This window comes from Nocardioides sp. Soil796, assembly GCF_001429525.1.
Classification (GTDB): Bacteria; Actinomycetota; Actinomycetes; order Propionibacteriales; family Nocardioidaceae; genus Nocardioides.
Genome location: NZ_LMSQ01000019.1, coordinates 68,139 through 89,938, shown reverse-complemented (window position 1 = coordinate 89,938; position 21,800 = coordinate 68,139). Strand labels below are relative to the sequence as shown.

Below are 21,800 nucleotides of genomic sequence, written 5' to 3'. Positions count from 1 at the left end.
CTCTGACGTTCAGTCAGGCAGCACCGTGAACCACGGCCGCGACCAGCCGGAGACCGACACGTCACCCTCGACGAACCGGTCCGGCTCGATGCGGTCGCGCACACCGCGTGCCGGGTCGTAGACCGTCAGGTCGGCGTCGAGGACCAGCACCACGTGACGCGGCAGCCAGCGACTGCCGACGAAGAGCGGCACGACGTGGCCCGCATCGGCCGCCGACTTGATCTGCTCGAGGGCGTCGGTGCGCCGCCACGGGGTCACCAGGTGCGGCGCATAGGTCGCACCCTGTGCGCCCGAGGAACCGGTCATCTGGTTGGCCACCGCCCACGGGGGAGTGCCCAACGCCCGCGGCCACGGCAGCTGCAACCGGCCGAGCACGTCGACGCCGCTCGTCGTACGGCGGTGCATGGCGAGCGTCTCGTCGCGGAAGTCGTCAACCGTGGCGACCCGGTCGCGGTAGGCGGGGTCGTTGAGCATGCGGGCCACGACGAGGACGGCGGCGCCGCAGGTCTGCTGGTTGGGCTGGCGGAGGGGCTGGTCCCAGGGGTTCACCGCGTCGCCTCCACACGCATCCGCTCGATGTCGTGGAACGCCTGGTCGGGCGTCGAGCGGCGGCATCCCTTGGCGACCGCGTCGGCCACCACGGCCCGCTGGTTGTGCATCAACGCCAGGCCGCGTCGGAGCAGCACCAACGGTGGCTTGCGGTGTTCGCGAAGGTCGCGGGTCAGGCGACGCCAGAACGTCACGACCGGCCGCTGGGTCACGCAGTACGCCGCGGCGAGGAGCCCGGCCTCCTCGCAGGCGGCCACGATGTCCTGCGCGAAGATGCCCTCGGCGACGAACAGGGGCGAGCCGTCGAGGTGCACGGTGTGCGAGCCGCACCGACCGTTCTGCGCGATTTCGTAGACCGGCACCTCGGCGTACCCGCTGTGGCAGAGCTCGCTCAGGGTCGCGAGCGCGTCGTCGGGCAGCCATGAGTCGGGGTGGTCCCAGTCGACCAGGCCGGCGTTGGCGCCCTCGGTGAGCCGGGGGAGGGTCGGGTCGGACCCGTCCTTGTAGAAGTCGTCGAGGCGCAGCACCGGCAACCCCGTACGCTGGGCCAGCCGGGACTTCCCGGCGCCCGAAGGCCCGGCGAGGACGATCACACGCGCATGCACGCGCTCATTGTGCCAGCCCTGCACCCACCGATTCCCGCCCTGCTGGGCGTCATCGATTCGGTGGATAACGTTTGAGTTGTTTACATCGGTTCGTCCTTTGTGCACTACCCTGCCCTCGCGGGGCAACTCGCATTCATGCGTAGGGAGGCGCAATGGGCAGCGGAACTCATGCCCGCGAACGGGAGAAGGCGAGCCGGTTCCCACTGTGGATCGGCCTGTTGGTGTTGGTGCTGATCATCGGTGTGGTGGCGGCTGTGCTGTGGCGCGCCCGCAGCGAGGACTCCTCCTGCGCAAGCACCTCGACGACCACCGTGGCAGCAGCCCCCGACATCGCGCCGGCGCTCACCCGGGCCGCCGAGGCGATGGTCGACGAGGTCGACTGCGTGGAGGTCCAGGTCGTCGCGATGGTCCCGGCCGAGGCCCTCAACGCCCTGGTCGCCCGCGACCCAAGCGCCCCCGACCTGTGGGTCCCCGACTCACCCGTGTGGATCAAGCAGCTCAGCGATGCCGGCGTGCGATCGACGGTGCTCTCCGAGGCGATCGCGAGCAGCCCCGTGGCGTTGGCCGGCGGCCCGTCGGCCGCGGCACCCGGCTCCTGGTTCGACGCGTTGTCGAGCGGTCGAGTCGTCGTCCAGGACCCCACCAAGGACGGTCCGTCCGCGGCTGCCCTCGCCGCCCCTCGCGCGGAGAGCAGCGCGACCGGCGCCTCCGCCGACGAACTCACCGCCCGCATGGTGCCGTTGGCCCAGCAGTACGGCGCCCGCACCGCGAAGCCGGCCGACGAGGTGCTGGCCGCGATCTCGACGACGTCCAAGCAGCTGGTGCCGGTGACCGAGCAGCACTACCTGGCCGCCAAGCGCCAGAACGGTGCGCTGTCGTTCGTGGTGCCCGACAGCGGCACGTTGCTCCTCCAGTACCCCGTGGTCTCGATGGCCCAGGTCGACGACGACTCCACCGACGCGTCGGGCGAGTTCGTCTCCTACCTCGAGGGACGCGCCGGCCAGGACCTGCTCAGCGAGGCCGACTTCCGCAAGGCCGACGGCACCGCGCTGGCCGCCGGTGTCGGCTTCGGCGACGTGACCGCGCTGCCCCAGCCGAACATCGCCGACGTCCAGTCCGACCTGCGCCGCTGGACCGTCCTCACCGTGCCCACCAGCATGCTGGCCGTGGTCGACGCCTCGGGGTCGATGGACTTCGAGACCGGCGACGGCACCCGCATGGAGCTCGCCGTCGACGCAGCCCGTCGCGCCCTGTCGGAGTTCCCCGGCAATGCGCGGGTCGGCCTGTGGTCGTTCTCGATCGACCAGGGTGGCCCCGGCGTCGACTACAAGCAGCTGGCGCCGTTGCGGGCCCTCGGCGAGGGCGACCAGGGCGCCCGGCTGGTCGGCGCGATCGAGGGTCTGGTCGACCGCACCACCGGTGGCACCGGACTCTATGACACCACGCTGGCCGCCTACCGCGAGGCGATCAAGAAGTACGACGAGCGCTACTTCAACTCGGTGGTCATCCTCAGCGACGGCGCCAACGACGACCCCGGGTCGATCGGGCTGTCCTCCCTGGTGAAGACGCTGCGCGCCGAGGCCGACATGGCCCGACCTGTGCGCATCATCGCGATCGGCATCTCCGAGGACGCCGACATGACCGAGCTGACCCGGATCGCCGAGGCGACCGGGGGATCGGCCTACCCGGCCCGCGACCCGCGCGACATCCTCGCGGTGATCTCGCAGGCGCTGCTGGCCCGCTGAGCGTCCCGGAGTCCCGGAGTCCCGGCGCCTCAGATGCCGACGGGGTGCCAGACGGTCTTGGTCTCGAGGACCCCGGTCATCCGGTCGATGCCGGGATCGAGTGACCAGTCGGGCTCGGCCGACGGCGCTCGGCGTACCCGCTTGAGGTTCTCGGCCGAGGCCTCCTCGAGGGACTTCGCCAGGTCGGCGTCGCCGGCCACACCGGTGAGGTCGATCGCGTTGACGTCCATGTGCGAGGCCAGCCACGGACCCGTGGTGGCCGCGGAGCCGGTGAGCACGTTGATCACGCCGCCCGGCACGTCGGAGGTGGCCAGCACCTCGGCGAACGTGACCGCCGGCAACGGCCGCTCGTAGGACGAGGTCACCACGACGGTGTTGCCGACCACGATGGCCGGGGCCACGACGCTGACCAGGCCCAGCAGGCTGGACTCCTGCGGAGCGAAGACAGCCACGACGCCGGTCGGCTCGGGGGTCGAGAGGTTGAAGAACGGTCCCGCGACCGGATTCGCTCCGCCGACGACCTGGGTGATCTTGTCGGCCCACCCGGCGTACCAGACCAGTCGGTCGATGGCGTCGTCGACAACCTTGTTGGCCTGTGCGGCGGTGCGCCCCTCGGACCTCTGGACGGCGTCGACGAACTGCGGGCGACGGTCTTCCATCACCTCGGCGATGCGGTAGACGATCTGGGCCCGGTTGTACGCCGTACGCGCGGCCCAGCCCGGGAACGCCTTGCGGGCGGCCTGGACCGCGTCGCGGGCGTCCTTGCGGGAGGCCAGGGATGCGTTGGCCATGAACTTCCCCTTCGCGTCGTTCACGACGTACGAGTAGCCGGACTCCGAGCGCGGGAACGCGCCGCCGATGTAGAGCTTGTACGTCTTGCGGACGTCGATGCGAGCCATCAGTTGACCTCTGCCTTCAGGTAACCCTCGAGGCCGTGCCGGCCGCCTTCGCGGCCGTAGCCGGACTCCTTGTAGCCACCGAAGGGGCTGGTCGGGTCGAACTTGTTGAACGTGTTGGCCCACACCACGCCGGCGCGCAGCTGGTTGGCCATCCAGAGGATGCGGGAACCCTTGTCGGTCCACACGCCGGCGGAGAGGCCGTACGGCGTGTTGTTGGCCTTCTCGACCGCCTCGGCCGGGGTGCGGAAGGTCAGCACCGACAGCACCGGGCCGAAGATCTCCTCGCGCGCGATGCGGTGGGCCTGGGTGACACCGGTGAACAGTGTCGGCGGGAACCAGAAGCCGGTGCTCGGCAGGTCGCACGGCGGCGACCAGCGGCCGGCGCCTTCCTCCTCGCCGATCGCGGACAGCTCCTTGATGCGGGCCAGCTGCTCGGCGGAGTTGATCGCACCGACGTCGGTGTTCTTGTCGAGCGGGTCGCCCACGCGCAGCGTCGCCATACGCCTCTTGAGCCGTTCGAGCACTTCGTCGGCGATGCTCTCCTGCACGAGGAGCCGGCTGCCCGCGCAGCAGACGTGGCCCTGGTTGAAGAAGATGCCGTTGACGATTCCCTCGACGGCCTGGTCGATCGGCGCGTCGTCGAAGACGATGTTGGCCGCCTTGCCGCCGAGCTCGAGGGTGACCTTCTTGTTCGTGCCGGCCACGGCCTTGGCGATCGCGCGGCCGACGTCGGTCGAGCCGGTGAACGCGACCTTGTCGACGTCGTCGTGACCGACCAGGAAGCGGCCGGTGTCACCGGCGCCGGTGACGATGTTGACCACGCCGGGCGGGAGGTCTGCCTGCTGGCAGATCTCGGCGAACAGCAGCGCGGTCAGGGGCGTCGTCTCGGCCGGCTTGAGCACGACCGTGTTGCCGGCGGCCAGCGCGGGCGCGATCTTCCAGGCCAGCATCAGCAGCGGGAAGTTCCACGGGATGACCTGCGCGGCGACACCCAGCGACCGGGTGCCGTAGCCGGAGTACTCCAGCTTGTCGGCCCAGCCGGCGTAGTAGAAGAAGTGCGCCGCGGCGACGGGTACGTCGACGTCGCGGGACTCCTTGATCGGCTTGCCGTTGTCGATCGACTCGAGCACCGCGATCTCACGACCGCGCTCCTGCATGATGCGCGCGATGCGGTAGAGGTACTTCGCGCGCTCCTTGCCGGGCATCCGGCCCCAGACCCGGGTGTGCGCGCGACGGGCCGCCTTCACCGCGGTGTCGATGTCGGCCTCGTCGGCCTCGGCGATCTCGGCGAGCACCTCCTCGGTGGCCGGGCTGATCGTCTTGAAGCTGGTGCCACCGCCGTCGACGAACTCGCCGTTGATGAACAGGCCGTACGACGGCTTGATGTCGACGATCGCACGCGACTCGGGGGCCGGGGCGTAGTCGAAGACGGGGCTCGACTGTGTCGAGGGGGCCTTGGTGGCCTTCTTGGTTGCCATGTCTGCCTCAGTCCAGCGTGAAGTAGTCGGGGCCGGAGTAGCGACCGGTGGTCATCTTGGTGCGCTGCATCAGCAGGTCGTTGAGCAGCGTGGAGGCGCCGAAGCGGAACCAGTCCGGGTCGAGCCAGTCGGGGCCGGCCACCTCGTTGACCATCACGAGGTACTTGATCGCGTCCTTGCTGGTGCGGATGCCGCCCGCGGGCTTCACGCCGATCATCTGGCCGGTGGCCTCGCGGAAGTCGCGCACCGCCTCGAGCATGATCATCGTGACGGGGAGCGTGGCCGCCGGCTGCACCTTGCCGGTGGAGGTCTTGATGAAGTGACCGCCGGCCATCATCGCCAGCCACGACGCGCGTCGTACGTTGTCGTAGGTCTGCAGCTCGCCGGTCTCGAAGATGACCTTGAGGTGGGCCGGTCCGCAGGCTTCCTTGACGGCCACGATCTCGTCGTACACCTCGAGGTAGCGGCCGGAGAGGAACGCGCCACGGTCGATGACCATGTCGATCTCGTCGGCGCCTGCCTCGACCGCGTCGCGGGTGTCGGCCAGCTTGATGTCGAGGGCGGCGCGACCGCTCGGGAACGCGGTGGCGACCGCGGCCACGTTGACGCCGCTGTTGCCGAGCGTCTCCTTGGCGACCGCGACCATGTCGGGGTAGACGCACACCGCGGCGGTCTGCGGGCAGGTCGGGTCGGCCGGGTCGGGTCGCATGGCCTTGTTGGCCAGGGCCCGCACCTTGCCGTGGGTGTCCTGGCCCTCGAGGGTGGTCAGGTCGACCATCCTGATGGCGAGGTCGATCGCGTAGTCCTTGGCAGTGGTCTTGATCGACCGGGTGCCGAGGGAGGCCGCGCGCGCTTCGGCGCCAACCTGGTCGACTCCGGGCAGGCCGTGCAGGAACCGTCGCAGCGCACTCTCCGACGACGTGACGTCGGAGAAGCTGTTCCCGGCTGCACTCGACGCTGAGGCAGTGGTGGTGGGAGTGGTCGTCACCCGCCCAGCATAGGGTTGAACGGGTAGCGGAGAGCAATCACTTGGAGAGATCGATGGACGAAGAGTCCGTGCGCAAGTTCGGGCCCACCAACGGGCGCATCCTCGGGTGGCTCGCGATGGTCGTGGGTGTGGTGGCCATCGTGCTGATCTTCGTCGGTGGAGCCGGATTCGGAGACGCCACCTCGATCGTTCTCGTCGCTCTCGTGATGTCCCTCGTGTGGGCGATCATGCTGCGGCCGTCGGTCCACCAGCGCGGTGACGACCTGGTGCTGCGTCAGTCGTTCACCGACGTGGTGATCCCGTTCGTACGGGTCAAGTACGTCACTGTCCGCATGTTCATGGTGGTGGCCACCGCCGAGAAGGCCTACCACACCTCGGCGATCGGGCGTTCGCGTCGGGCGTTGATGAAGCATGACCGCGCCGGGTCCGATCCGGTCGGCGACCACGTCGACCTGATCGAGCAGCAGCTCAACCAGCTCTGTGAGGACGCCCGGGCGAAGAAGCTGCCCGAGCACCCGATCCGCCGTACGCCGGCCCGGCTCGAGATCGGCGTGGTCGTCGGCCTCGCCGTCCTCGCCGCCGTACTTCTGGTCCTCACCTGAGCCGCCACCAACAACCCACGGTTCGCGCATCAAGAACTGCAGGCTCGCGCATCAAGAATGCACGGTTCGCGCAGGTCAGATGCCGGCGGCGGCCTTGATGTCGTTGCGCAGGGCGTCGAGGCGGCCGGCCGCCGAGATGCGTGCCGCGTCGACCGCCTCGCGAGCCGAGCCGGTCTCCACGTCCGAGCCGGCGTCCACGTCCGGGCCGGTCTCCACCGGGACGACGACCTCCAGGTAGCACTTGATCTTGGGCTCGGTCCCGCTCGGCCGCACGATCACCCGGGCCCCGTCGGCGAGCAGGTAGCGCAGGCCGTCGGTGGGCGGCAGGTCCGCCGACCCGAGGCTGAGGTCGTCGCAGCGTTCGACGGCCAGCCCCCCGAGCGAGGTCGGCGGGGTGGCACGCAGCCGCTCCATGGCGGCGCCGATCTCGGCCAGGTCGGAGACCCGCGCCGAGAGCTGGTCGGTGGCGTGCAGGCCGTGGCGGACAGCGATGTCGTCCAGCAGGTCGAGCAGCGTGCGGCCCGACGCCTTCGCCTCGGCGGCGATGTCGGCCAGCAGCAGGAGCGCCGAGACGCCGTCCTTGTCCTTCACGCGCGCGGGGTCGACGCAGTAGCCGAGGGCCTCCTCGTAGCCGAAGGCGAGCCCCTCGAGCCGGCCGATCCACTTGAAGCCGGTCAGCGTCTCGACGTACTCCTGGCCGGCCGCGGCGGCCAGCTTGCCGAGCAGCGACGACGACACGATGGACGCCGCGTAGACGCCCTGCTTGCCGGAGCGGAGCAGGTGGTCGCCGAGCAGTGCGCCCACCTCGTCGCCGCGCAGCATCCGCCAGCCGTGCGGGCCGGACACGGCGGCGGCACACCGGTCGGCGTCGGGGTCGTTGGCGACCACGAGGTCGGCGTCGACCTCGTGGGCCAGGGCCATCGCGAGGTCCATCGCGCCGGGCTCCTCGGGGTTCGGGAACGCGACCGTGGAGAACTCGGGGTCGGGATCCTGCTGCTCGCTGACCACGGACGGCGCCGCGAACCCGGCCGCCTCCAGCACCCGCAGCACCGAGCTGTTGCCGACGCCGTGCAGCGGCGTGTAGACCAGCCTGAGGTCGGCCCGGTCATGGTCGGTCGCGTCGTCGACCACGCGGCCGACCTGGGCGAGGTAGTCGGTCTGGATCGTGCCGTCGAGCTGCTCACCCGGCGTTCCACGAGGGACGTCGCCCAGCGCGCCGACGGCGGCGATCTGCGCGGCGATCTCGACGTCGGCCGGCGGCACGATCTGGCTGCCGTCACCGAGGTAGACCTTGTAGCCGTTGTCCTGCGGCGGGTTGTGGCTGGCGGTGACCATCACGCCGGCCACGCAGCCGAGCTCGCGGATCGCGTAGGCGAGCAGGGGAGTGGGCAGCTGGCCGGGCAGCAGCAACGCGCGCAGCCCGGCACCGGTCATCACCTCGGCGGTGTCGCGGGCGAAGACGTCGGAGTTGTGGCGGGCGTCGTACCCGATCACGACCGCGTCGTCGGGCCCGGCGCCGTTCGCATTGAGGTACGCCGCCAACCCGGCCGCGGCACGGATCACCACGACCCGGTTCATCCGGTTGGGGCCGGCGCCGAGTGCGCCGCGCAGGCCGGCGGTGCCGAACTCGAGGGTGCCGGAGAACCGGTCGGCGAGGTCGGCGGAGGCTGCGACGTCGCCCGACGAGGCGGCCGCGATCACCTGCTCCAGCTCGGCCCGGGTCGCGTCGTCAGGATCCTCGGCGGCCCATGCCCGGGCCTGCTCCAGCAGCTGTTCGCTCATGGGGGCGACATTAGGGCATTCGTCCCAGTGGTCAGCGCGTCAGCCGACGAGGAACTCCTCGAGCGCGGCCAGCCAGGCCGTCGGCTGCTCGAGGTGCACGTCGTGGCCGGCGTGGGGCACGGTGACCAGTCGGGTCTCGGGGCGGGCCATCAGCATGCGGTCGAACTGGTCGCCCGGGATCATGCCGTTCTCGCCGCGGACCAGCAGCGTGGGTGCGGTGACCGCGGCCCACTCCTCGACGTACTCACGTTCCGCGACCGGGGCCAGTGCCGCGGTGAGCGTGTCGGCGTCCCACTGGGGCCAGAGGCCGTCGTCGCGCTCCTCCAGGCCCTCGGCCCAGGCCCGGCCGACGACCGGGTTGCCGCCGAAGAACTGCACGAAGTCGTCGCTGTCGATGAAGGGCGCCGGCCAACCGGCCAGCCATTCGTGCACCGCGTCGACGCTCTCGGGGCCCTCGCCACCGAGCCCACCCTCGAGCATCACCAGCCGGCCGACCAGCCTCGGGTGCCGGGCGGCGACCAGCATCGCGGTGTGCGCGCCCAGCGAGTGGCCGATGAGGAACACGTCGTCCGTCTCGAGCTCCTCGATGACGGCCACCACGTCGGCGACGTACGCCTCGCGGGACACGTCGTCGGGACGACGGGTGCTGCTGCCGTGGCCGCGCTGCTCGATCGAGACCACCCGGAACCTGCTCGCCAGCGCCTCGATCGTGCCCGCCCACTCGAGGGCGTGCCCGGCCAGGCCGTGCAGCAGGATCACGACGGGCAGCTCGGACGCGGTGTCGTGGAACCAGACGAGGGCATCGGGTCGTTCGACGAATGCCCAGCCGCCCTCGTGCGACATGGCAGGTCAGCGGCGTCCGCGGGGGCCGAAGACCGGCGCCACCTTCTTGAACGCGGCTTCGCGCGCCTTGGCGGTGTTGGCGGTCGCCAGCAGGAAGGCCTGCTCGATCCGCTCGCGGGCGAACGTACGCCGGGCGCTGTCGGTCGAGGCACGGTTGAAGAGCCGCTTGGCGGCGGCCAGCGCGTCGGGCGACCGGGTGGCGAGCTCGCGCGCGAAGTCCTCGGCGGCGGCGACCGGGTCGGCGGCCAGGTCGGTGACCAGGCCGAGGTCGTGGGCCTCCTTGCCCGAGAGCATCTGGGCGGTCATGGTCAGCTTCTTGGCGGTGTCGACACCGACCACCTCGGAGAGCGAGCGGACGCCGGACATGTCGGGGATCAGCCCCCACCGGCCCTCGAGGACCGACCACTGCGAGTCGGGGGCGGCGATCCGGAAGTCGGCGGCCAGGGCGATCTGGATGCCGCCGCCGTAGCAGTGGCCGTGCACCGCGGCGATCACCGGCACCGGCAGCCTGCGCCAGGCCCAGCAGGCCTCCTGGAACTTGTTGGTGCCCAGGAACGGGTTCGGCACGAACGCACGCAGCACGCCGGTCGGCTTCTTCAGCACCGACGCGAAGTCGAGGCCGGCGCAGAAGGAGTCGCCGGTGCCGGAGACGATCACGGCGCGCAGGGTGCGGTCGCGGCGCAGCTCACGGGCGGTCCCGATCAGCTCGTCGAGCGTCTGCAGGGTGAGTGCGTTGAGCTTGTCGGGGCGGTTCAGCTTGACGTGCGCGACGCCGCCGGAGACGGAGCAGGTGACGAGGCCGGTCGTGGAGTCAGACATGCTCTCAGGCTAATGGCAATCACCGAGAGTTCGTCATGTGGAGGGCAGCGTGGGCAACGCACTGGGCGACGGACAGTCGCACCGTTCAAGCGGCGCACGAGTTCGCGGGTTGTTAACGCGGGCGGATCGGGCGAGCAGGTGCACGTGGTCAGGTTCGCCGGTGGACCCGACCAACTTCGCTCCGAGGACGTCGCAGACCCCCGGAGGGTGTCCTCGCAGTGGTACAGCATGGCGTTGTTGACGACACCTGCGGTAGAGGGTCTGCTAAGACCGGGTGGGGCTTAGCAGCGATACCGGGTGTCGGAACGTCGGCAGTCCGCCTGTGTCTTCACCAAGGCTGTCGGTCCTCTCGCATAGCGTTGGTGTCGTGAGTATTCGGCAGCGGCTCTACCCCGACACCGGGCAGGCGTCGGGGTTGGTGGAGCACTGTCATCACGCCCGGTTTGTGTTCAACATCGGTCTTGAGCAACGCTCCATGTGGTCCCGGGATCGGCACAACCGGGGCACCCACCCCGAACTGGGACCACTGGACGCGGTTCGGGTCACCACCACCACGCAGATGCGTGAACTTGCTCAACTCCGTGCTGAGTTGGACTGGCTGCGGGTAGGGTCCTCCAGTGTCCAACAGGCCGCGCTGCGGGACCTCGACCGAGCGTTCGCCAACTTCTTCGCAGGCAGGGCTGCGTACCCCCGGTTCAAGCGTCGCGCCGACCGCGAGGGCTCGTTCGTCGTCCGCGACCTCACCGTGCGCCGTCTGAACCGGAAGTGGGGGGTTGTCACGGTCCCCAAGGTCGGGCTCGTCCGGTTCAAGGTCAGTCGGCTGTGGGCCGAGATCGAGGCCGCGACATCCGCGAGGATCACCCACCGCAACGGGCGCTGGCACATCTCCTTCACCACCCCACCCGCCGACAAGATCGCCGCCGGGACGGGTTGTGTGGTCGGCATAGACCGGGGTGTGAAGAACACCCTCGCCACCAGCGAAGGAAAGATGGCCCAGGCTCCGGCTCTCACCGAGGGCGAGCAGGCACGGTTCCTCGCTTTGGAGCAGCGGCTGGCACGGCAGACGACTGCCGCGAAGAAGGCCGGGCGAAAGTTGAGGGAATGCCGGAGCCGGAATGGGACCCTGGACCAACTCGCGGTGCTGCGCCGCCGTCTGGAGGACAGGCGCATGAACTGGGTGGAGAAGACCACCACCGAACTTGCATCCACGTACGACCTGATCGCGGTGGAAGACCTGCGGGTGTCGAATATGGTCCGCCGCGCGAAACCGAAACCAGACCCCGATGAGCCGGGTGTGTTCCTACCCAACGGTGCCCGCGCGAAGGCTGCGCTCAACATGGCGATCCTTGCCTCCTGCTGGGGGAAGCTCCTGACCCGGGTCGAACAGAAGATGCCCGAAGGCCACGTGGTGCGCGTGGATCCGAAGAACACCAGTCGTACGTGCGCCGCCTGCGGGCACTGCGCACCCGGGAACCGCGAGAGCCAAGCGGTATTCGAGTGCGAAGCCTGCGGACATCAAGCGCACGCCGATACCAACGCCGCCATCAACATCTTGGCGCGCGCACTCGCATCACAACCCGGGGACACCGGGGGCTCGCCTGCACCAGCACGACCGCAGGAACCAGACCAGGGAGCGATCCCAGCGACCCAGGACGCGGCATGAATCGTCCTGGAATCCCCGGATATCAGCCCGGGGAGGATGTCAAGTGATCCCCGACCCACCCGCCGCCGGCAGGAGCTTCCGGTTCGACGGCGACTGGGTCGTGCCGCGCCCACGCGCCGAGCTGCACCGGCTGCTCGAGGACCTCGAGCACTACCCCGACTGGTGGCCCGAGGTGCGGGCGGTGGCCAGCCTCGGGCCCGACGACGCGCTGGTCGTGGTGCGTTCCAGGCTGCCCTACGACCTCGAGCTGCACCTGCACGCCGTGCACCGTCGGGCCGACCTGCTCGAGACCTCGATCGACGGCGACCTGGTCGGGTGGGTGCGTTGGCGCCTCGACGACGCGGGTGACGGGGCCACCCGCCTCTCGTTCGAGCAGGAGGTCGTGGTGTCGGGACGCCTGCTCGGCCTGGTGGCGTACGTCGTGCGCCCGCTGCTGGTCTGGAACCACGAGCGGATGATGGCCTCCGCCGTACGACGCCTGGCCGGGTCTACGACGGCGCCCTGATCCAGTCGATCACGGCGCGACCGGCCCTGGTGGGGGAGCCGTCGAGGTTGAGCAGGGTGTCGTAGCCGTGCCCGTCGGGCGACTCGATGAAGCGCTTCTGCTCGGCCGGCGACAGCTGCACGGCCCGGCGCAGCTCGGCCGGATGGATCGCGGTGTCGCCCATCGAGGCGATCACCAGGAACGGCACGGTGATGCTGCGCGCGGCCGCGGTCACCGAGGGCACGTCGATCCACTCGAACGGGCCGGAGACGTCGACCAGGGCGTCGGCCCCGGCCTGCTGGCCGGCACCGGCCACCATGGCGCCGCCCATCGAGGCGCCGACCAGGGTGACCCGGGTGGCGCCGTCCTTGCGGGCCCGGTCGACGGCGAGTCCGAGCTGCTGCGCCACGTCGGCCTTGAACCGGTCGGTGCACTCGGAGGATCCGTAGCCGCACACGTCGACGAGGATCACGCGCACGCCGCTCTTCGCCGCCTGCTCGGCGTACGGCAGCCAGCCGCACAGGCCCTGGCCGTTGGTCTGGTGCACGAACACCGCGGCCGTCGTGCCGGTGCCGAGGGTGGCCGCCGAGACCGTGGAACCGTCGCGGGCCTCGAGGGTGAGCTCCTCGAGGCCGGTCACGTCGGAGTTGCACCGGCCCGCGACGCCGGTGGGCGTCGGCGGCAGCGCCGTGGTCGTCGGGTCGGCGCCGTCGTCGGACTCGTCGCCACCGCAGCCGGTCAGGAGCAGCAGGAGCGCAGCCAGCAGGGCCGGGACGGTCAGGCGCATGCCCGACAGGCTAACCCGCCGGACTCACGCCACGCAGAACTCGTTGCCCTCCGGATCGCCCAGCGTCACCGCGTAGAAGCCCTCGAGGGTCTCGCCCTCGGGGAAGTCGGCCGGATTGCGGCGCAGCACGGTGGCGCCGGCCGCCACCACCTCGGCGACCTTGGCATCCACGAGGCGCACGCGTTCCTCCATCGGGAGCGACCGGTCGCGGCCGGTGGGGAAGAGGTCGAGGTGCAGCCGGTTCTTCCCGGACTTGTGCTCGGGCACGATCTGGAACCAGATCGTCGGTCCTTCGCCGTTCGGGTCGAAGATCCGGTCGCTGCCGTCCCCGTCGGTGTCCAGCTCGTGCTCGGGCACACCGAGCGAGCGGTAGTAGTCGTTCCAGGTGTCAAAACCCGCCGGCGGTGGCTGCACCTCGTAGCCCAGCAGGGGAGCCCAGAACTTCACCAACCGGGCGGGGTCGTTGGCGTCGATGGTCAGCTGCCAGGCCACCATCAGGGTGCCTGCACCAGTCCACGGACGAACGCCGCCTGCCCGATGTGCTGGGCGTCGTCGTCGAGCACGCTGACCAGACGGACGCCGAGCGTCACCGGCGGGTCCCACCGGGTGTCGACGACACGGTCGAGGTCGTCGTCGCCGAGCCCCTCGACGTACGCCGTGGTCTGCGCGTGCACGGCCGAGAGGTACGACGACAGCAGGTCGGCGTCGGCACGCACCGACGCGACCTGCTCCGACGTGTGGCCGTAGCCGGTGTCCTCCGCCGGGAAGGGCAGGGCGAAGCGGGTCACGAAGTCCTGGGCGGTCCACACCTGCTCGAGTCCGGCGACGTCGGCGACGTGGTCGTCCTGCACGCGGGTGAGGTGCCAGAGCAGCCACGCGATCGAGTTCGCGTCGGGACCGACGCGGTGCGCGAGCTGCTCCTCGGTGAGTCCGTCGACGACGGCCAGGCCGCCGTCACGGGAGCGGGTGAAGGCATCGATCAGCAGGGCTGCGGTGTTCATGGTCTCCTCATCGGGTCATCGGTTGACGCTGCTCATGTCGACGTACCGGTCACCGGCCACGGCGTCGCGCGGCACGGCCTCGGACAGTGCGGCGAGGTCGTCGTCGGTCAGCGTGATGGCCGCGGCGCCGACGTTCTCCTCGAGGTAGGGGATCCGCTTGGTGCCGGGGATCGGGACCACGTCGTCGCCCTGCGCCAGCACCCACGCGAGGGCGAGCTGGCCCGGGGTCACCTCGAGCCGGGTGGCAATCTCGACGACCCGCTCGACCAGGGCCAGATTGCTCTGCAGTGCCTCTCCCTCGAAGCGCGGGAAGCGGCCCTCCTTGCGGGAGTCGCCGGCCTCGAGGCTGGCAGCAGTGATCGCACCGGTCAGAATGCCGCGGCCAAGAGGAGAGTAGGGGACCAGCCCGATGCCGAGCTCGCGCAGCGTCGGCAGGATCTCGTCCTCGACGTCGCGGGTGAAGAGGGAGTACTCGCTCTGCAGGGCGGTGATCGGGTGCACCGCGTGGGCGCGACGGATGGTGTCGGCCGCGGCCTCGGAGAGCCCGAGGTGGCGCACCTTGCCGGCCGCGACGAGCTCGGCCATCGCACCGACGGTCTCCTCGATCGGGACGGTCGGGTCGACCCGGTGCTGGTAGTAGAGGTCGATGTGGTCGACGCCCAGGCGGTGCAGCGACGCGTGGCAGGCCTCGACCACGTATTCGGGGGTGCCGTTGATGCGCACCCACGAGCCGTCGGGGTTGCGCTGGTTGCCGAACTTCGTGGCGAGCTGTACGTCGTCACGCCGGTCGCGGATCGCCTGACCGACGAGGTGCTCGTTGACGAACGGGCCGTACATGTCGGCCGTGTCGAGGAAGGTGACGCCGAGGTCGAGCGCGCGATGGATCGTGGCGATGCCCTGCGACTGGTCGGTGCGGCCGTAGAACTCCGACATTCCCATGCAGCCGAGGCCGAGGGTGGAGACGGTCAGCGGGTCACTCGTGCCGAGGGTCCGCGTGGCAAGTTCTGGAAGGGTCATGGCCCCAGTCAACTACTCGGACCCAAGACCGTCACCTGCGGTCGAGCGCCGGCCGGTAGAACTGCTCGAGGGCGAACGGGCCCCCGACGTGGGCGGCCTCGGCGTCGTCCTCCGGTCGGCTCGGGATGCGTGCCGCCCAGCGCTCGGCGTCGTCCTGCGGCTCGTAGCCCAGGGCCCGGCCGGGCGCGAGGTCCCACCAGGCGCGGGTGTTGGCCGAGATGCCGTAGAGCACCGCGAACCCGGGTGCCGTGGCGGTCAGCGCCGCCTCGATCATGCGCACCCCGTCGTCGTGCGAGAGCCAGGTGGAGAGGTGTCGCGTGGTCGACGGCTCCGGCAGGAACGAACCGATGCGGCAGGCCACGGCGTCGAGGTCGTAGCGGTCGACGTACAACGCGAGCAGGGCCTCGGCGGCCACCTTGCCGACGCCGTAGAACGTGTCGGGCCGGGGCAGCGCGTCGTCGGAGACCAGGTCGCGTCGCGGGGTGCGGCCCACGGCATGGTTGGAGGAGGCGTAGACCATGCGCCGGACCTGGTGGGCGACCATCGCGTCGAGCAGCGCCGCAGTCGTGACCACGTGGGAGGTCAGCGAGTCGGGCAGGCTGGCCTCGTCGGGGTGCCCGGCCAGGTGTACGACGCCCTCGACGGGCTGGGCCGCGAAGGCGTCGAGCACGGCGTCGGCATCGGCGCAGTCGGCGGTGTGCCAGACGCCCTCGAAGCCGTCAGGGGCGGGCATCCGGTCGAGGCCGATCACCTCGTGGCCGCGGTCGAGGAGCCCCAGGGTGACGACCTGCCCGATGCTGCCGGCGGCGCCGGTGACGAGGACGCGCATCAGAGGCGGCCCATCAGATGCCCGGGACGATCTTGCCGAGCAGCCCGCCCATGCGGGTGGCCGCCGCCTTGCCGGCCTCGAGCACCTCTTCGTGGTTGAGCGGCTCACCCGTGATGCCGGCGGCGAGGTTGGTGACCAGGCTGATCCCGAGCACCTCCATGCCGGCCTCGCGGGCGGCGATGGCCTCGAGCGTCGTGCTCATGCCGACCAGGTCGCCACCGATCGCCCGCACCATGCCGATCTCGGCGGGGGTCTCGTAGTGCGGGCCGGGGAACTGGACGTAGACGCCTTCGTCGAGGGTTGCGTCGACCTGCTGGCACATGGTGCGCAGCCGCTGGCTGTAGAGGTCGGTGAGGTCGACGAAGTTGGCGCCCTCGATCGGGGAGGTGGCGGTCAGGTTGATGTGGTCACGGATCAGCACCGGCTGGCCGGGCTGCCACGTCTCCTTGAGCCCACCGCACCCGTTGGTCAGGACGATCGCGCGGCACCCGGCGGCGGCCGCCGTACGCACGGGGTGGACGACGGCGGCGACGCCCTTGCCCTCGTAGAAGTGGGTGCGGCTCAGGAAGACGAGCAGGTTGCGGTCGCCCGACCGGATGCTGCGGATCTTGCCGGAGTGGCCGGCGACCGCGGCTGCGGAGAAGCCGGGCAGGTCGGTGGTGGCGATCTCGGCGGTGGCCTCGCCGAGGGCGTCGACGGCGGGCAGCCAGCCCGATCCGAGGACCAGGGCGATGTCGTGCTTCGCGACGCCGGTGAGTTCGGCGAGCTTGTCCGCGGCCTCGGCGGCCAGCGCGTTGGATTCAGTCACGACAGGCACTCTAACCACGAACCTGCCGCCGGGTGACACGCCCGCCGACAGACATCCGGGGGCTCACCCGGACCCAGCACGGCGCCGTCCGGCACGAGGGACCTCTAGGCTGGCGCCCATGGCCGAGAAGGTGTCCTTCGAGAGCGTGACCGGTGCCCGCCTGGCGGGACTCATAGACCCACCGGAGGGCGACGTACGCGGGTGGGGCGTGTTCTCCCACGGCTTCACGCTCGGCAAGGACTGCCCGGCCGCGTCACGCATCTGCAAGCAGCTGGCCAGTGAGGGCGTCGGCATGCTGCGCTTCGACAACCTCGGTCTCGGCGACAGCGAGGGCGACTGGGGAGACGGGTCGTTCTCGGTGAAGGTCTCCGACACGGTGCGTGCCGTGGCCTTCCTGCGTGAGCGTGTCGGCGAGGTGGAGCTGCTGGTCGGACACTCATGGGGCGGCGCCGCGGTGATCGCCGCTGCGCGCGAGGCCGACGGGGTGCGCTGTGTGGCCAGCATCGGAGCACCGGTCGAGACGACGCACGTCGAGCACCACTACGACGCGGTGCTGGCCCGGGTGCTCGAGGAGGGTGAGGCGCCGGTCCGGCTGGGCGGCAAGGCGCTGACCCTCAAACGCGACTTCGTCCACGACGTACGCACCGCCGACCTGCGCGAGAAGATCCGCACCCTGAAGATGCCCCTGCTGGTGCTGCACTCACCGACCGACAACACGGTCGGCATCGAGAACGCCAGCGAGATCTTCCGGACCGCGCGCCACCCGCGCAGCTTCGTGTCGCTCGAGGGGTCCGACCACCTGCTCACCGCGAAGGGCCAGGCGCGTCGGGCCGCGCGGATCATCGGTGCCTGGTGCGACCAGTACCTCGCGATGTGAGCTGGGCTGTCGGCGGCGGCGTTCAGAGGCCGGTCGACCGGCAGGCCCGGGCGCGCAGCGCGGCGACGTAGTCGTCGGGAGCCCCGGCGGCCTCGGCCGCGTCGGACAGCACACCGAGGGTGTACGCCGAGGGCAGGCCACCCTCGTAGGCGTCGAGCACGTAGGCCCAGACCACCAGCTCGCCGGTGAGCGTGGCGACCCGCACCTTGGTCTTGCGGTAGAGCCCGGTGTCGGCGCCCTCCCAGCCGTCGAGTGCGACCTCGTCCTCGGGCGTCAGGTCGTAGACCGCCACGAAGACCCGCTCGAAATGGTCCTGGACGATCGTGCTCAGGGCGCCGTCCCAGCCGTGCTCCTCGCCCCCGAAGGTCAACCGCCAGCCCTCGAGCCAGCCGGTGGTCTGCAGGATCGAGTGCGGGCAGCGTTCGCTCATGCGGGCGGGATCGAGGTTCGTCCCGTAGGCGGCGTAGAGCGTCACGCCCTGCAGGTTAGCGGTACGCCGCACACGGCCGCGGACCCACGCCCCGGCAGAGGGCGGACGCCCCGCTCGACACGCTGGCGCGGGCGGATAGTCTGGCACCCGTGACCCACTTCAACGTCCTTGTCCTTGGTGCCGGTCCTGGTGGCTACGTCGCGGCGATCCGCGCAGCCCAGCTCGGCCAGACCGCTGCCGTCATCGAAGAGAAGTACTGGGGCGGGGTGTGCCTCAACGTCGGCTGCATCCCCTCCAAGGCGCTCCTGAAGAACGCGGAGCTCGCGCACACGCTCAACCACGAGAAGGCGAAGTACGGCATCGAGGGCGACGCCACGATGTCCTTCGGCCCGACGCACAAGCGCTCGCGCCAGGTGTCGGCGGGCATCGTCAAGGGCGTCCACTTCCTGATGAAGAAGAACAAGATCACCGAGATCAACGGTCGCGGCACGCTGACCGGTGCCGTCGACGGCAAGCAGACGGTCGAGGTCAAGGACGCCGACGGCAACGCCACGACGTACACCTGCGACAACCTGATCATCGCCGCCGGCGCGAAGGTGCGCATGCTGCCCGGCATCGAGGTCAGCCAGAACGTCGTCACCTACGAGGAGCAGATCCTCGACGAGACCCTCCCCAAGTCGATCGTGATCGGCGGCTCGGGTGCGATCGGCGTCGAGTTCGCCTACGTGATGAAGAACTTCGGCGTCGACGTGACGATCGTGGAGTTCCTCGACCGCATGGTGCCCACCGAGGACGCCGACGTCTCCAAGGAGCTGCTCAAGCACTACAAGAAGCTCGGCGTGAACGTGCTGCTCTCGACCAAGGTGGAGAAGGTCGAGGACACCGGCTCGGGCGTTCGAGTCACGGTCAGCCCGGCCGCAGGCGGGGACTCGCAGGTCATCGAGGCCGACAAGATGCTGGCCGCGTTCGGGTTCGCCCCGACCGTCGAGGGCTACGGCCTCGAGACGGTGGGCGTGCAGCTCACCGAGCGCGGTGCGATCGCGGTCGACGAGCGCGGCCGCACCAACGTCCCCGGTGTCTACGCGATCGGTGACGTCACCGGCAAGATGATGCTGGCCCACGCCGCCGAGGCGATGGGCATCGTCGCGGTCGAGACCATCGCCGGCGCCGAGACCATCGAGATCGACTTCGACATGATCCCGCGGGCGACGTACTGCCAGCCCCAGATCGGTTCCTTCGGCTACTCCGAGGCACAGGCCAAGGAGAAGGGGTACGACGTCAAGACGGCGACGTTCCCGTTCAGCGCCAACGGCAAGGCCCAGGGCCTCGGCGAGCCGGTCGGCTTCGTGAAGATCGTGGCCGACGCCGAGCACAACGAGATCCTCGGCGCCCACATGATCGGGCCCGACGTCACCGAGATGCTGCCGGTGCTGACCCTGGCCCAGAAGTGGGACCTCACCGCCGACGAGGTGGCGCGCAACGTCTTCGCGCACCCGACGCTGTCCGAGGCGGTCAAGGAAGCCGTGCACGGCATCGCGGGCCACATGATCAACTTCTGACGGACGCCCGCAGCACTCAGCACGCAGAACCCCGTCTCGCTCGGCGAGGCGGGGTTCTGCGCTTGCCGGGCCCCGTTCGACCCAGCCGGTCAGCTGGTGTGGTGCACGTCCTGAAGCTTGTGCACCGGGGTGTCGATGCCGACCTGCCGCGCCTTCAGCTGCAGCGCGAGGTAGAGCGAGTAGTGCCGTGACTGGTGCAGGTTGCCGCCGTGGAACCAGAGGTTCTCCTGCTGCGTCGGCTTCCACATGTTGCGCTGCTCGCCCTCCCAGGGCCCGGGGTCCTTGGTCGTGTCGGAGCCCAGGCCCCAGACCTTGCCGACCTTGTCGGCGACCTCCTGGCTGATCAGGTCGGCGGCCCAGCCGTTCATCGAGCCGTAGCCGGTCGCGTAGACGACCAGGTCGGCCTCGAGCTCGGTGCCGTCCTCGAGCACCACCGAGGTCTCGGTGAGGTGGTCGACGTTGCCGTGCGCCAGCTTCACCTGCCCGTCGGCGACCAGCTCGGCGGCACCCACGTCGATGTAGTAGCCGGAGCCGCGGCGCAGGTACTTCAGGAACAGGCCGGAGCCGTCGTCACCCCAGTCGAGGTCGAAGCCGGCCTTCTCCATGCGGTCGTAGAAGTCCTTGTCCTTCTCGCGCATCTGGTCGTAGAGCGGGATCTGGAACTGGTGCATGATCCGGTAGGGGAGCGAGGCGAAGATCAGGTCCGCCTTCTCGGTGGTGACGCCCGCTGCCAGTGCCTTCTCGGAATAGAGGTCGCCGAGCCCGATGTCCATGAGGGTGTCGCTCTTGACGATGTGCGTCGAGGACCGCTGCACCATCGTGACGTCGGCGTCGTGCTCCCACAGCGCCCCGCAGATGTCGAAGGCCGAGTTGTTGCTGCCGATCACGACGACCTTCTTGCCGGTGTAGGCGTCCGGGCCGGGGTGCTTCGAGGAGTGGTGCTGCTCGCCGGCGAAGATGTCGGCGCCGGGGAAGACCGGCACGTTCGGCTTGCCGCTCATGCCGGTGGCCAGCACGAGGTGCTTGGGACGCAGCGTCAAGGGCTCACCGTCGCGCACCACGGTCACCGTCCACTCGCCGGTGCTCTCGTCGTACGACGCATCGCGGGCCTCGGTGCTCGACCAGTAGGGCACCTCCATCACCTTGGTGTAGGACTCGAGCCAGTCGGCGACCTTGTCCTTGGGCGCGAAGACCGGCCAGTTGTCGGGGAACTTCAGGTAGGGCAGGTGGTCGTACCAGACCGGGTCGTGCAGGCACAGCGACTTGTAGCGGCTGCGCCACTGGTCGCCGGGGCGCTCGTACTTGTCGATCACCAGCGCCGGTACGTCGAGCTGCCGCAGCCGCGCACCGAGGGCGATGCCGCCCTGACCGCCGCCGATGACGAGCACGTAGGGCTGGGTGGTGGTGCCGAGCGACTCGTCCTCCTGGCGGCGCTTCTCGGCCCACGTGATGCGGTCCTTGGTGGCGCCGTGCTCGGCGCCCATCGGCCGGCCGATGCCACGGGGCTCCTCGTGGCCCTTGAGCTCGTAGAGCGTGGTCAGGAACGTGTAGGCCTTCGGTCCGTCCTCGTCGACCAGACGGAGCAGGCCGCGCCCGCGACCGACCGCCGTCTCGAAGGTGAACCACGCGGTGGTCACGCCGTCGGCCTCGGTCGGGGGCTCCTCGGCGGCGAAGCCACGGGCACCGGCCGAGGTGCTCGAGACCAGTTCGGCGATCTGGTCCCGCCCCTCGGAGGTGGTGAGGTTCCAGCCGAAGGCGATCAGGTCGCGCCAGTAGGACTCGGTGGCGAACAGGCCGGCGGCTGCTGTCGCGTCACCCGCCTGCAGTGCCGCCTCGAGATCGGCGAACCATCCGGCCACCCGCTCCTCGGGGCTCTGGGTCGTCGTGGTGTCGGGTTCGAGTGTCTGTGTCATTGCGGGCTCCTTCGTAGGTGGTGCATGTGATGCAGCACACAGGAAGGAGGGGCGGCGGCGACAGGGTTGCAGAGTGTTGCAACGGGGATCGTCGCCGTGGATGGCTGTGGCCGCGGTCACAA

22 protein-coding genes are annotated in these 21,800 nt (G+C 70.1%); 6 read left to right on the top strand and 16 right to left on the bottom strand.

From position 1 onward, the window contains the following. Positions 1 to 9: 9 nt before the first annotated feature. Both ASH02_RS17725 and ASH02_RS17720 read right to left on the bottom strand, forming a co-directional pair. Positions 10 to 549, bottom strand: a complete 540-nt coding sequence (locus tag ASH02_RS17725) for a hypothetical protein (RefSeq protein ID WP_056678756.1) — start codon at positions 547 to 549, stop codon at positions 10 to 12. Then, positions 546 to 1,154, bottom strand: coding sequence for a hypothetical protein (locus tag ASH02_RS17720; RefSeq protein WP_056678754.1), 609 nt, complete (start codon positions 1,152 to 1,154; stop codon positions 546 to 548). The genes ASH02_RS17725 and ASH02_RS17720 overlap by 4 nt, the downstream gene beginning before the upstream one ends. A gap of 152 nt (positions 1,155 to 1,306) precedes the next feature. Here ASH02_RS17720 and ASH02_RS17715 point away from each other — a divergent pair, with 152 nt between their 5' ends. Further along, positions 1,307 to 2,899, top strand: coding sequence for a substrate-binding domain-containing protein (locus ASH02_RS17715; RefSeq protein WP_056678752.1), 1,593 nt, complete (start codon positions 1,307 to 1,309; stop codon positions 2,897 to 2,899). 29 nt (positions 2,900 to 2,928) lie between these two features. On the opposite strand, the gene ASH02_RS17710 is transcribed toward ASH02_RS17715, so the two are convergent. Genes ASH02_RS17710 through deoC form a run of 3 tightly spaced genes read right to left on the bottom strand, consistent with a single transcriptional unit; the run spans position 2,929 to position 6,264 of the window. After that, positions 2,929 to 3,798: an aldehyde dehydrogenase family protein gene (locus ASH02_RS17710; RefSeq protein ID WP_056678749.1), complete on the bottom strand. Its 870-nt coding sequence runs from the start codon at positions 3,796 to 3,798 to the stop codon at positions 2,929 to 2,931. Beyond that, on the bottom strand, positions 3,798 to 5,276 hold the full coding sequence (locus ASH02_RS17705; protein WP_056892124.1) for an aldehyde dehydrogenase family protein: 1,479 nt from the start codon (positions 5,274 to 5,276) through the stop codon (positions 3,798 to 3,800). The genes ASH02_RS17710 and ASH02_RS17705 overlap by 1 nt, the downstream gene beginning before the upstream one ends. A gap of 7 nt (positions 5,277 to 5,283) precedes the next feature. Further along, the gene (deoC, locus tag ASH02_RS17700; protein WP_057295191.1) at positions 5,284 to 6,264 is read right to left on the bottom strand and encodes a deoxyribose-phosphate aldolase; all 981 of its coding nucleotides are present in this window, start codon (positions 6,262 to 6,264) and stop codon (positions 5,284 to 5,286) included. A gap of 53 nt (positions 6,265 to 6,317) precedes the next feature. Between deoC and ASH02_RS17695 the strand changes: the two genes are divergently transcribed. Further along, a complete protein-coding gene (locus ASH02_RS17695; protein WP_056678740.1) occupies positions 6,318 to 6,866 on the top strand; it encodes a hypothetical protein in 549 nt (182 codons plus the stop codon). Positions 6,867 to 6,941: 75 nt separating this feature from the next. On the opposite strand, the gene ASH02_RS17690 is transcribed toward ASH02_RS17695, so the two are convergent. From ASH02_RS17690 to ASH02_RS17680, 3 genes are read right to left on the bottom strand one after another with little or no spacing between them, the layout of a single operon-like run. Then, positions 6,942 to 8,648 carry a phospho-sugar mutase gene (locus tag ASH02_RS17690; protein ID WP_057295190.1) on the bottom strand — a complete coding sequence of 569 codons (1,707 nt, stop codon included), beginning with the start codon at positions 8,646 to 8,648 and terminating at the stop codon, positions 6,942 to 6,944. Between the two features lie 39 nt (positions 8,649 to 8,687). Beyond that, complete coding sequence (locus tag ASH02_RS17685; protein ID WP_056678734.1) at positions 8,688 to 9,491, bottom strand: alpha/beta fold hydrolase; 804 nt, start codon at positions 9,489 to 9,491, stop codon at positions 8,688 to 8,690. A 6-nt stretch (positions 9,492 to 9,497) separates the two neighbouring features. Continuing rightward, complete coding sequence (locus ASH02_RS17680; protein ID WP_056678731.1) at positions 9,498 to 10,310, bottom strand: crotonase/enoyl-CoA hydratase family protein; 813 nt, start codon at positions 10,308 to 10,310, stop codon at positions 9,498 to 9,500. A gap of 367 nt (positions 10,311 to 10,677) precedes the next feature. Here ASH02_RS17680 and ASH02_RS17675 point away from each other — a divergent pair, with 367 nt between their 5' ends. Both ASH02_RS17675 and ASH02_RS17670 read left to right on the top strand, forming a co-directional pair. Then, positions 10,678 to 11,973, top strand: coding sequence for an RNA-guided endonuclease InsQ/TnpB family protein (locus ASH02_RS17675; protein ID WP_056678727.1), 1,296 nt, complete (start codon positions 10,678 to 10,680; stop codon positions 11,971 to 11,973). A 43-nt stretch (positions 11,974 to 12,016) separates the two neighbouring features. Beyond that, entirely contained in the window at positions 12,017 to 12,478 is a 462-nt protein-coding gene (locus ASH02_RS17670) for an SRPBCC family protein (RefSeq protein WP_235532525.1), read from the top strand. Here ASH02_RS17670 and ASH02_RS17665 read toward each other — a convergent pair. The 6 genes from ASH02_RS17665 to ASH02_RS17640 are packed head-to-tail and all read right to left on the bottom strand — an operon-like array spanning position 12,462 to position 16,908. Further along, positions 12,462 to 13,244: an alpha/beta hydrolase gene (locus ASH02_RS17665; protein WP_056678725.1), complete on the bottom strand. Its 783-nt coding sequence runs from the start codon at positions 13,242 to 13,244 to the stop codon at positions 12,462 to 12,464. The two genes, ASH02_RS17670 and ASH02_RS17665, sit on opposite strands and share 17 nt — an antisense overlap. A 24-nt stretch (positions 13,245 to 13,268) precedes the next feature. Continuing rightward, a complete protein-coding gene (locus ASH02_RS17660) occupies positions 13,269 to 13,739 on the bottom strand; it encodes a VOC family protein (protein WP_156393534.1) in 471 nt (156 codons plus the stop codon). After that, positions 13,739 to 14,245 carry a mycothiol transferase gene (locus ASH02_RS17655; RefSeq protein ID WP_056678723.1) on the bottom strand — a complete coding sequence of 169 codons (507 nt, stop codon included), beginning with the start codon at positions 14,243 to 14,245 and terminating at the stop codon, positions 13,739 to 13,741. The genes ASH02_RS17660 and ASH02_RS17655 overlap by 1 nt, the downstream gene beginning before the upstream one ends. A gap of 15 nt (positions 14,246 to 14,260) precedes the next feature. Further along, entirely contained in the window at positions 14,261 to 15,262 is a 1,002-nt protein-coding gene (locus ASH02_RS17650; RefSeq protein WP_057295189.1) for an aldo/keto reductase, read from the bottom strand. A gap of 31 nt (positions 15,263 to 15,293) precedes the next feature. Then, entirely contained in the window at positions 15,294 to 16,091 is a 798-nt protein-coding gene (locus ASH02_RS17645) for an NAD-dependent epimerase/dehydratase family protein (protein WP_057295188.1), read from the bottom strand. A gap of 13 nt (positions 16,092 to 16,104) precedes the next feature. Further along, positions 16,105 to 16,908 (bottom strand): purine-nucleoside phosphorylase, encoded by an 804-nt coding sequence (locus tag ASH02_RS17640; protein WP_156388834.1) that lies wholly within the window; start codon positions 16,906 to 16,908, stop codon positions 16,105 to 16,107. Between the two features lie 109 nt (positions 16,909 to 17,017). Between ASH02_RS17640 and ASH02_RS17635 the strand changes: the two genes are divergently transcribed. After that, positions 17,018 to 17,776 carry an alpha/beta hydrolase family protein gene (locus ASH02_RS17635; RefSeq protein ID WP_056678714.1) on the top strand — a complete coding sequence of 253 codons (759 nt, stop codon included), beginning with the start codon at positions 17,018 to 17,020 and terminating at the stop codon, positions 17,774 to 17,776. Positions 17,777 to 17,798: 22 nt separating this feature from the next. Here ASH02_RS17635 and ASH02_RS17630 read toward each other — a convergent pair whose 3' ends face one another. Beyond that, positions 17,799 to 18,251, bottom strand: a complete 453-nt coding sequence (locus tag ASH02_RS17630; protein ID WP_056678711.1) for a gamma-glutamylcyclotransferase — start codon at positions 18,249 to 18,251, stop codon at positions 17,799 to 17,801. Between the two features lie 104 nt (positions 18,252 to 18,355). On the opposite strand from ASH02_RS17630, the gene lpdA reads away from it, so the two are divergent. Then, positions 18,356 to 19,765, top strand: coding sequence for a dihydrolipoyl dehydrogenase (lpdA, locus tag ASH02_RS17625; RefSeq protein WP_056678707.1), 1,410 nt, complete (start codon positions 18,356 to 18,358; stop codon positions 19,763 to 19,765). Positions 19,766 to 19,854: 89 nt separating this feature from the next. Here the strand turns inward: lpdA and ASH02_RS17620 are convergent, their stop codons facing one another. After that, a complete protein-coding gene (locus ASH02_RS17620) occupies positions 19,855 to 21,678 on the bottom strand; it encodes a flavin-containing monooxygenase (protein ID WP_056678703.1) in 1,824 nt (607 codons plus the stop codon). Positions 21,679 to 21,800: the final 122 nt, after the last annotated feature.

Excerpts from the sequence above, each read along its gene's own strand:
- ASH02_RS17695 (WP_056678740.1), top strand. The coding sequence starts at position 6,318 with ATGGACGAAGAGTCCGTGCGCAAGTTCGGGCCCACCAACGGGCGCATC.
- ASH02_RS17635 (WP_056678714.1), top strand. The coding sequence starts at position 17,018 with ATGGCCGAGAAGGTGTCCTTCGAGAGCGTGACCGGTGCCCGCCTGGCG.
- ASH02_RS17685 (WP_056678734.1), bottom strand. The coding sequence starts at position 9,491 with ATGTCGCACGAGGGCGGCTGGGCATTCGTCGAACGACCCGATGCCCTC.
- ASH02_RS17620 (WP_056678703.1), bottom strand. The coding sequence starts at position 21,678 with ATGACACAGACACTCGAACCCGACACCACGACGACCCAGAGCCCCGAG.
- ASH02_RS17715 (WP_056678752.1), top strand. The coding sequence starts at position 1,307 with ATGGGCAGCGGAACTCATGCCCGCGAACGGGAGAAGGCGAGCCGGTTC.
- ASH02_RS17660 (WP_156393534.1), bottom strand. The coding sequence starts at position 13,739 with ATGGTGGCCTGGCAGCTGACCATCGACGCCAACGACCCCGCCCGGTTG.
- ASH02_RS17655 (WP_056678723.1), bottom strand. The coding sequence starts at position 14,245 with ATGAACACCGCAGCCCTGCTGATCGATGCCTTCACCCGCTCCCGTGAC.
- ASH02_RS17665 (WP_056678725.1), bottom strand. The coding sequence starts at position 13,244 with ATGCGCCTGACCGTCCCGGCCCTGCTGGCTGCGCTCCTGCTGCTCCTG.
- ASH02_RS17710 (WP_056678749.1), bottom strand. The coding sequence starts at position 3,798 with ATGGCTCGCATCGACGTCCGCAAGACGTACAAGCTCTACATCGGCGGC.
- ASH02_RS17690 (WP_057295190.1), bottom strand. The coding sequence starts at position 8,648 with ATGAGCGAACAGCTGCTGGAGCAGGCCCGGGCATGGGCCGCCGAGGAT.
- ASH02_RS17650 (WP_057295189.1), bottom strand. The coding sequence starts at position 15,262 with ATGACCCTTCCAGAACTTGCCACGCGGACCCTCGGCACGAGTGACCCG.
- ASH02_RS17705 (WP_056892124.1), bottom strand. The coding sequence starts at position 5,276 with ATGGCAACCAAGAAGGCCACCAAGGCCCCCTCGACACAGTCGAGCCCC.
- ASH02_RS17680 (WP_056678731.1), bottom strand. The coding sequence starts at position 10,310 with ATGTCTGACTCCACGACCGGCCTCGTCACCTGCTCCGTCTCCGGCGGC.
- ASH02_RS17645 (WP_057295188.1), bottom strand. The coding sequence starts at position 16,091 with ATGCGCGTCCTCGTCACCGGCGCCGCCGGCAGCATCGGGCAGGTCGTC.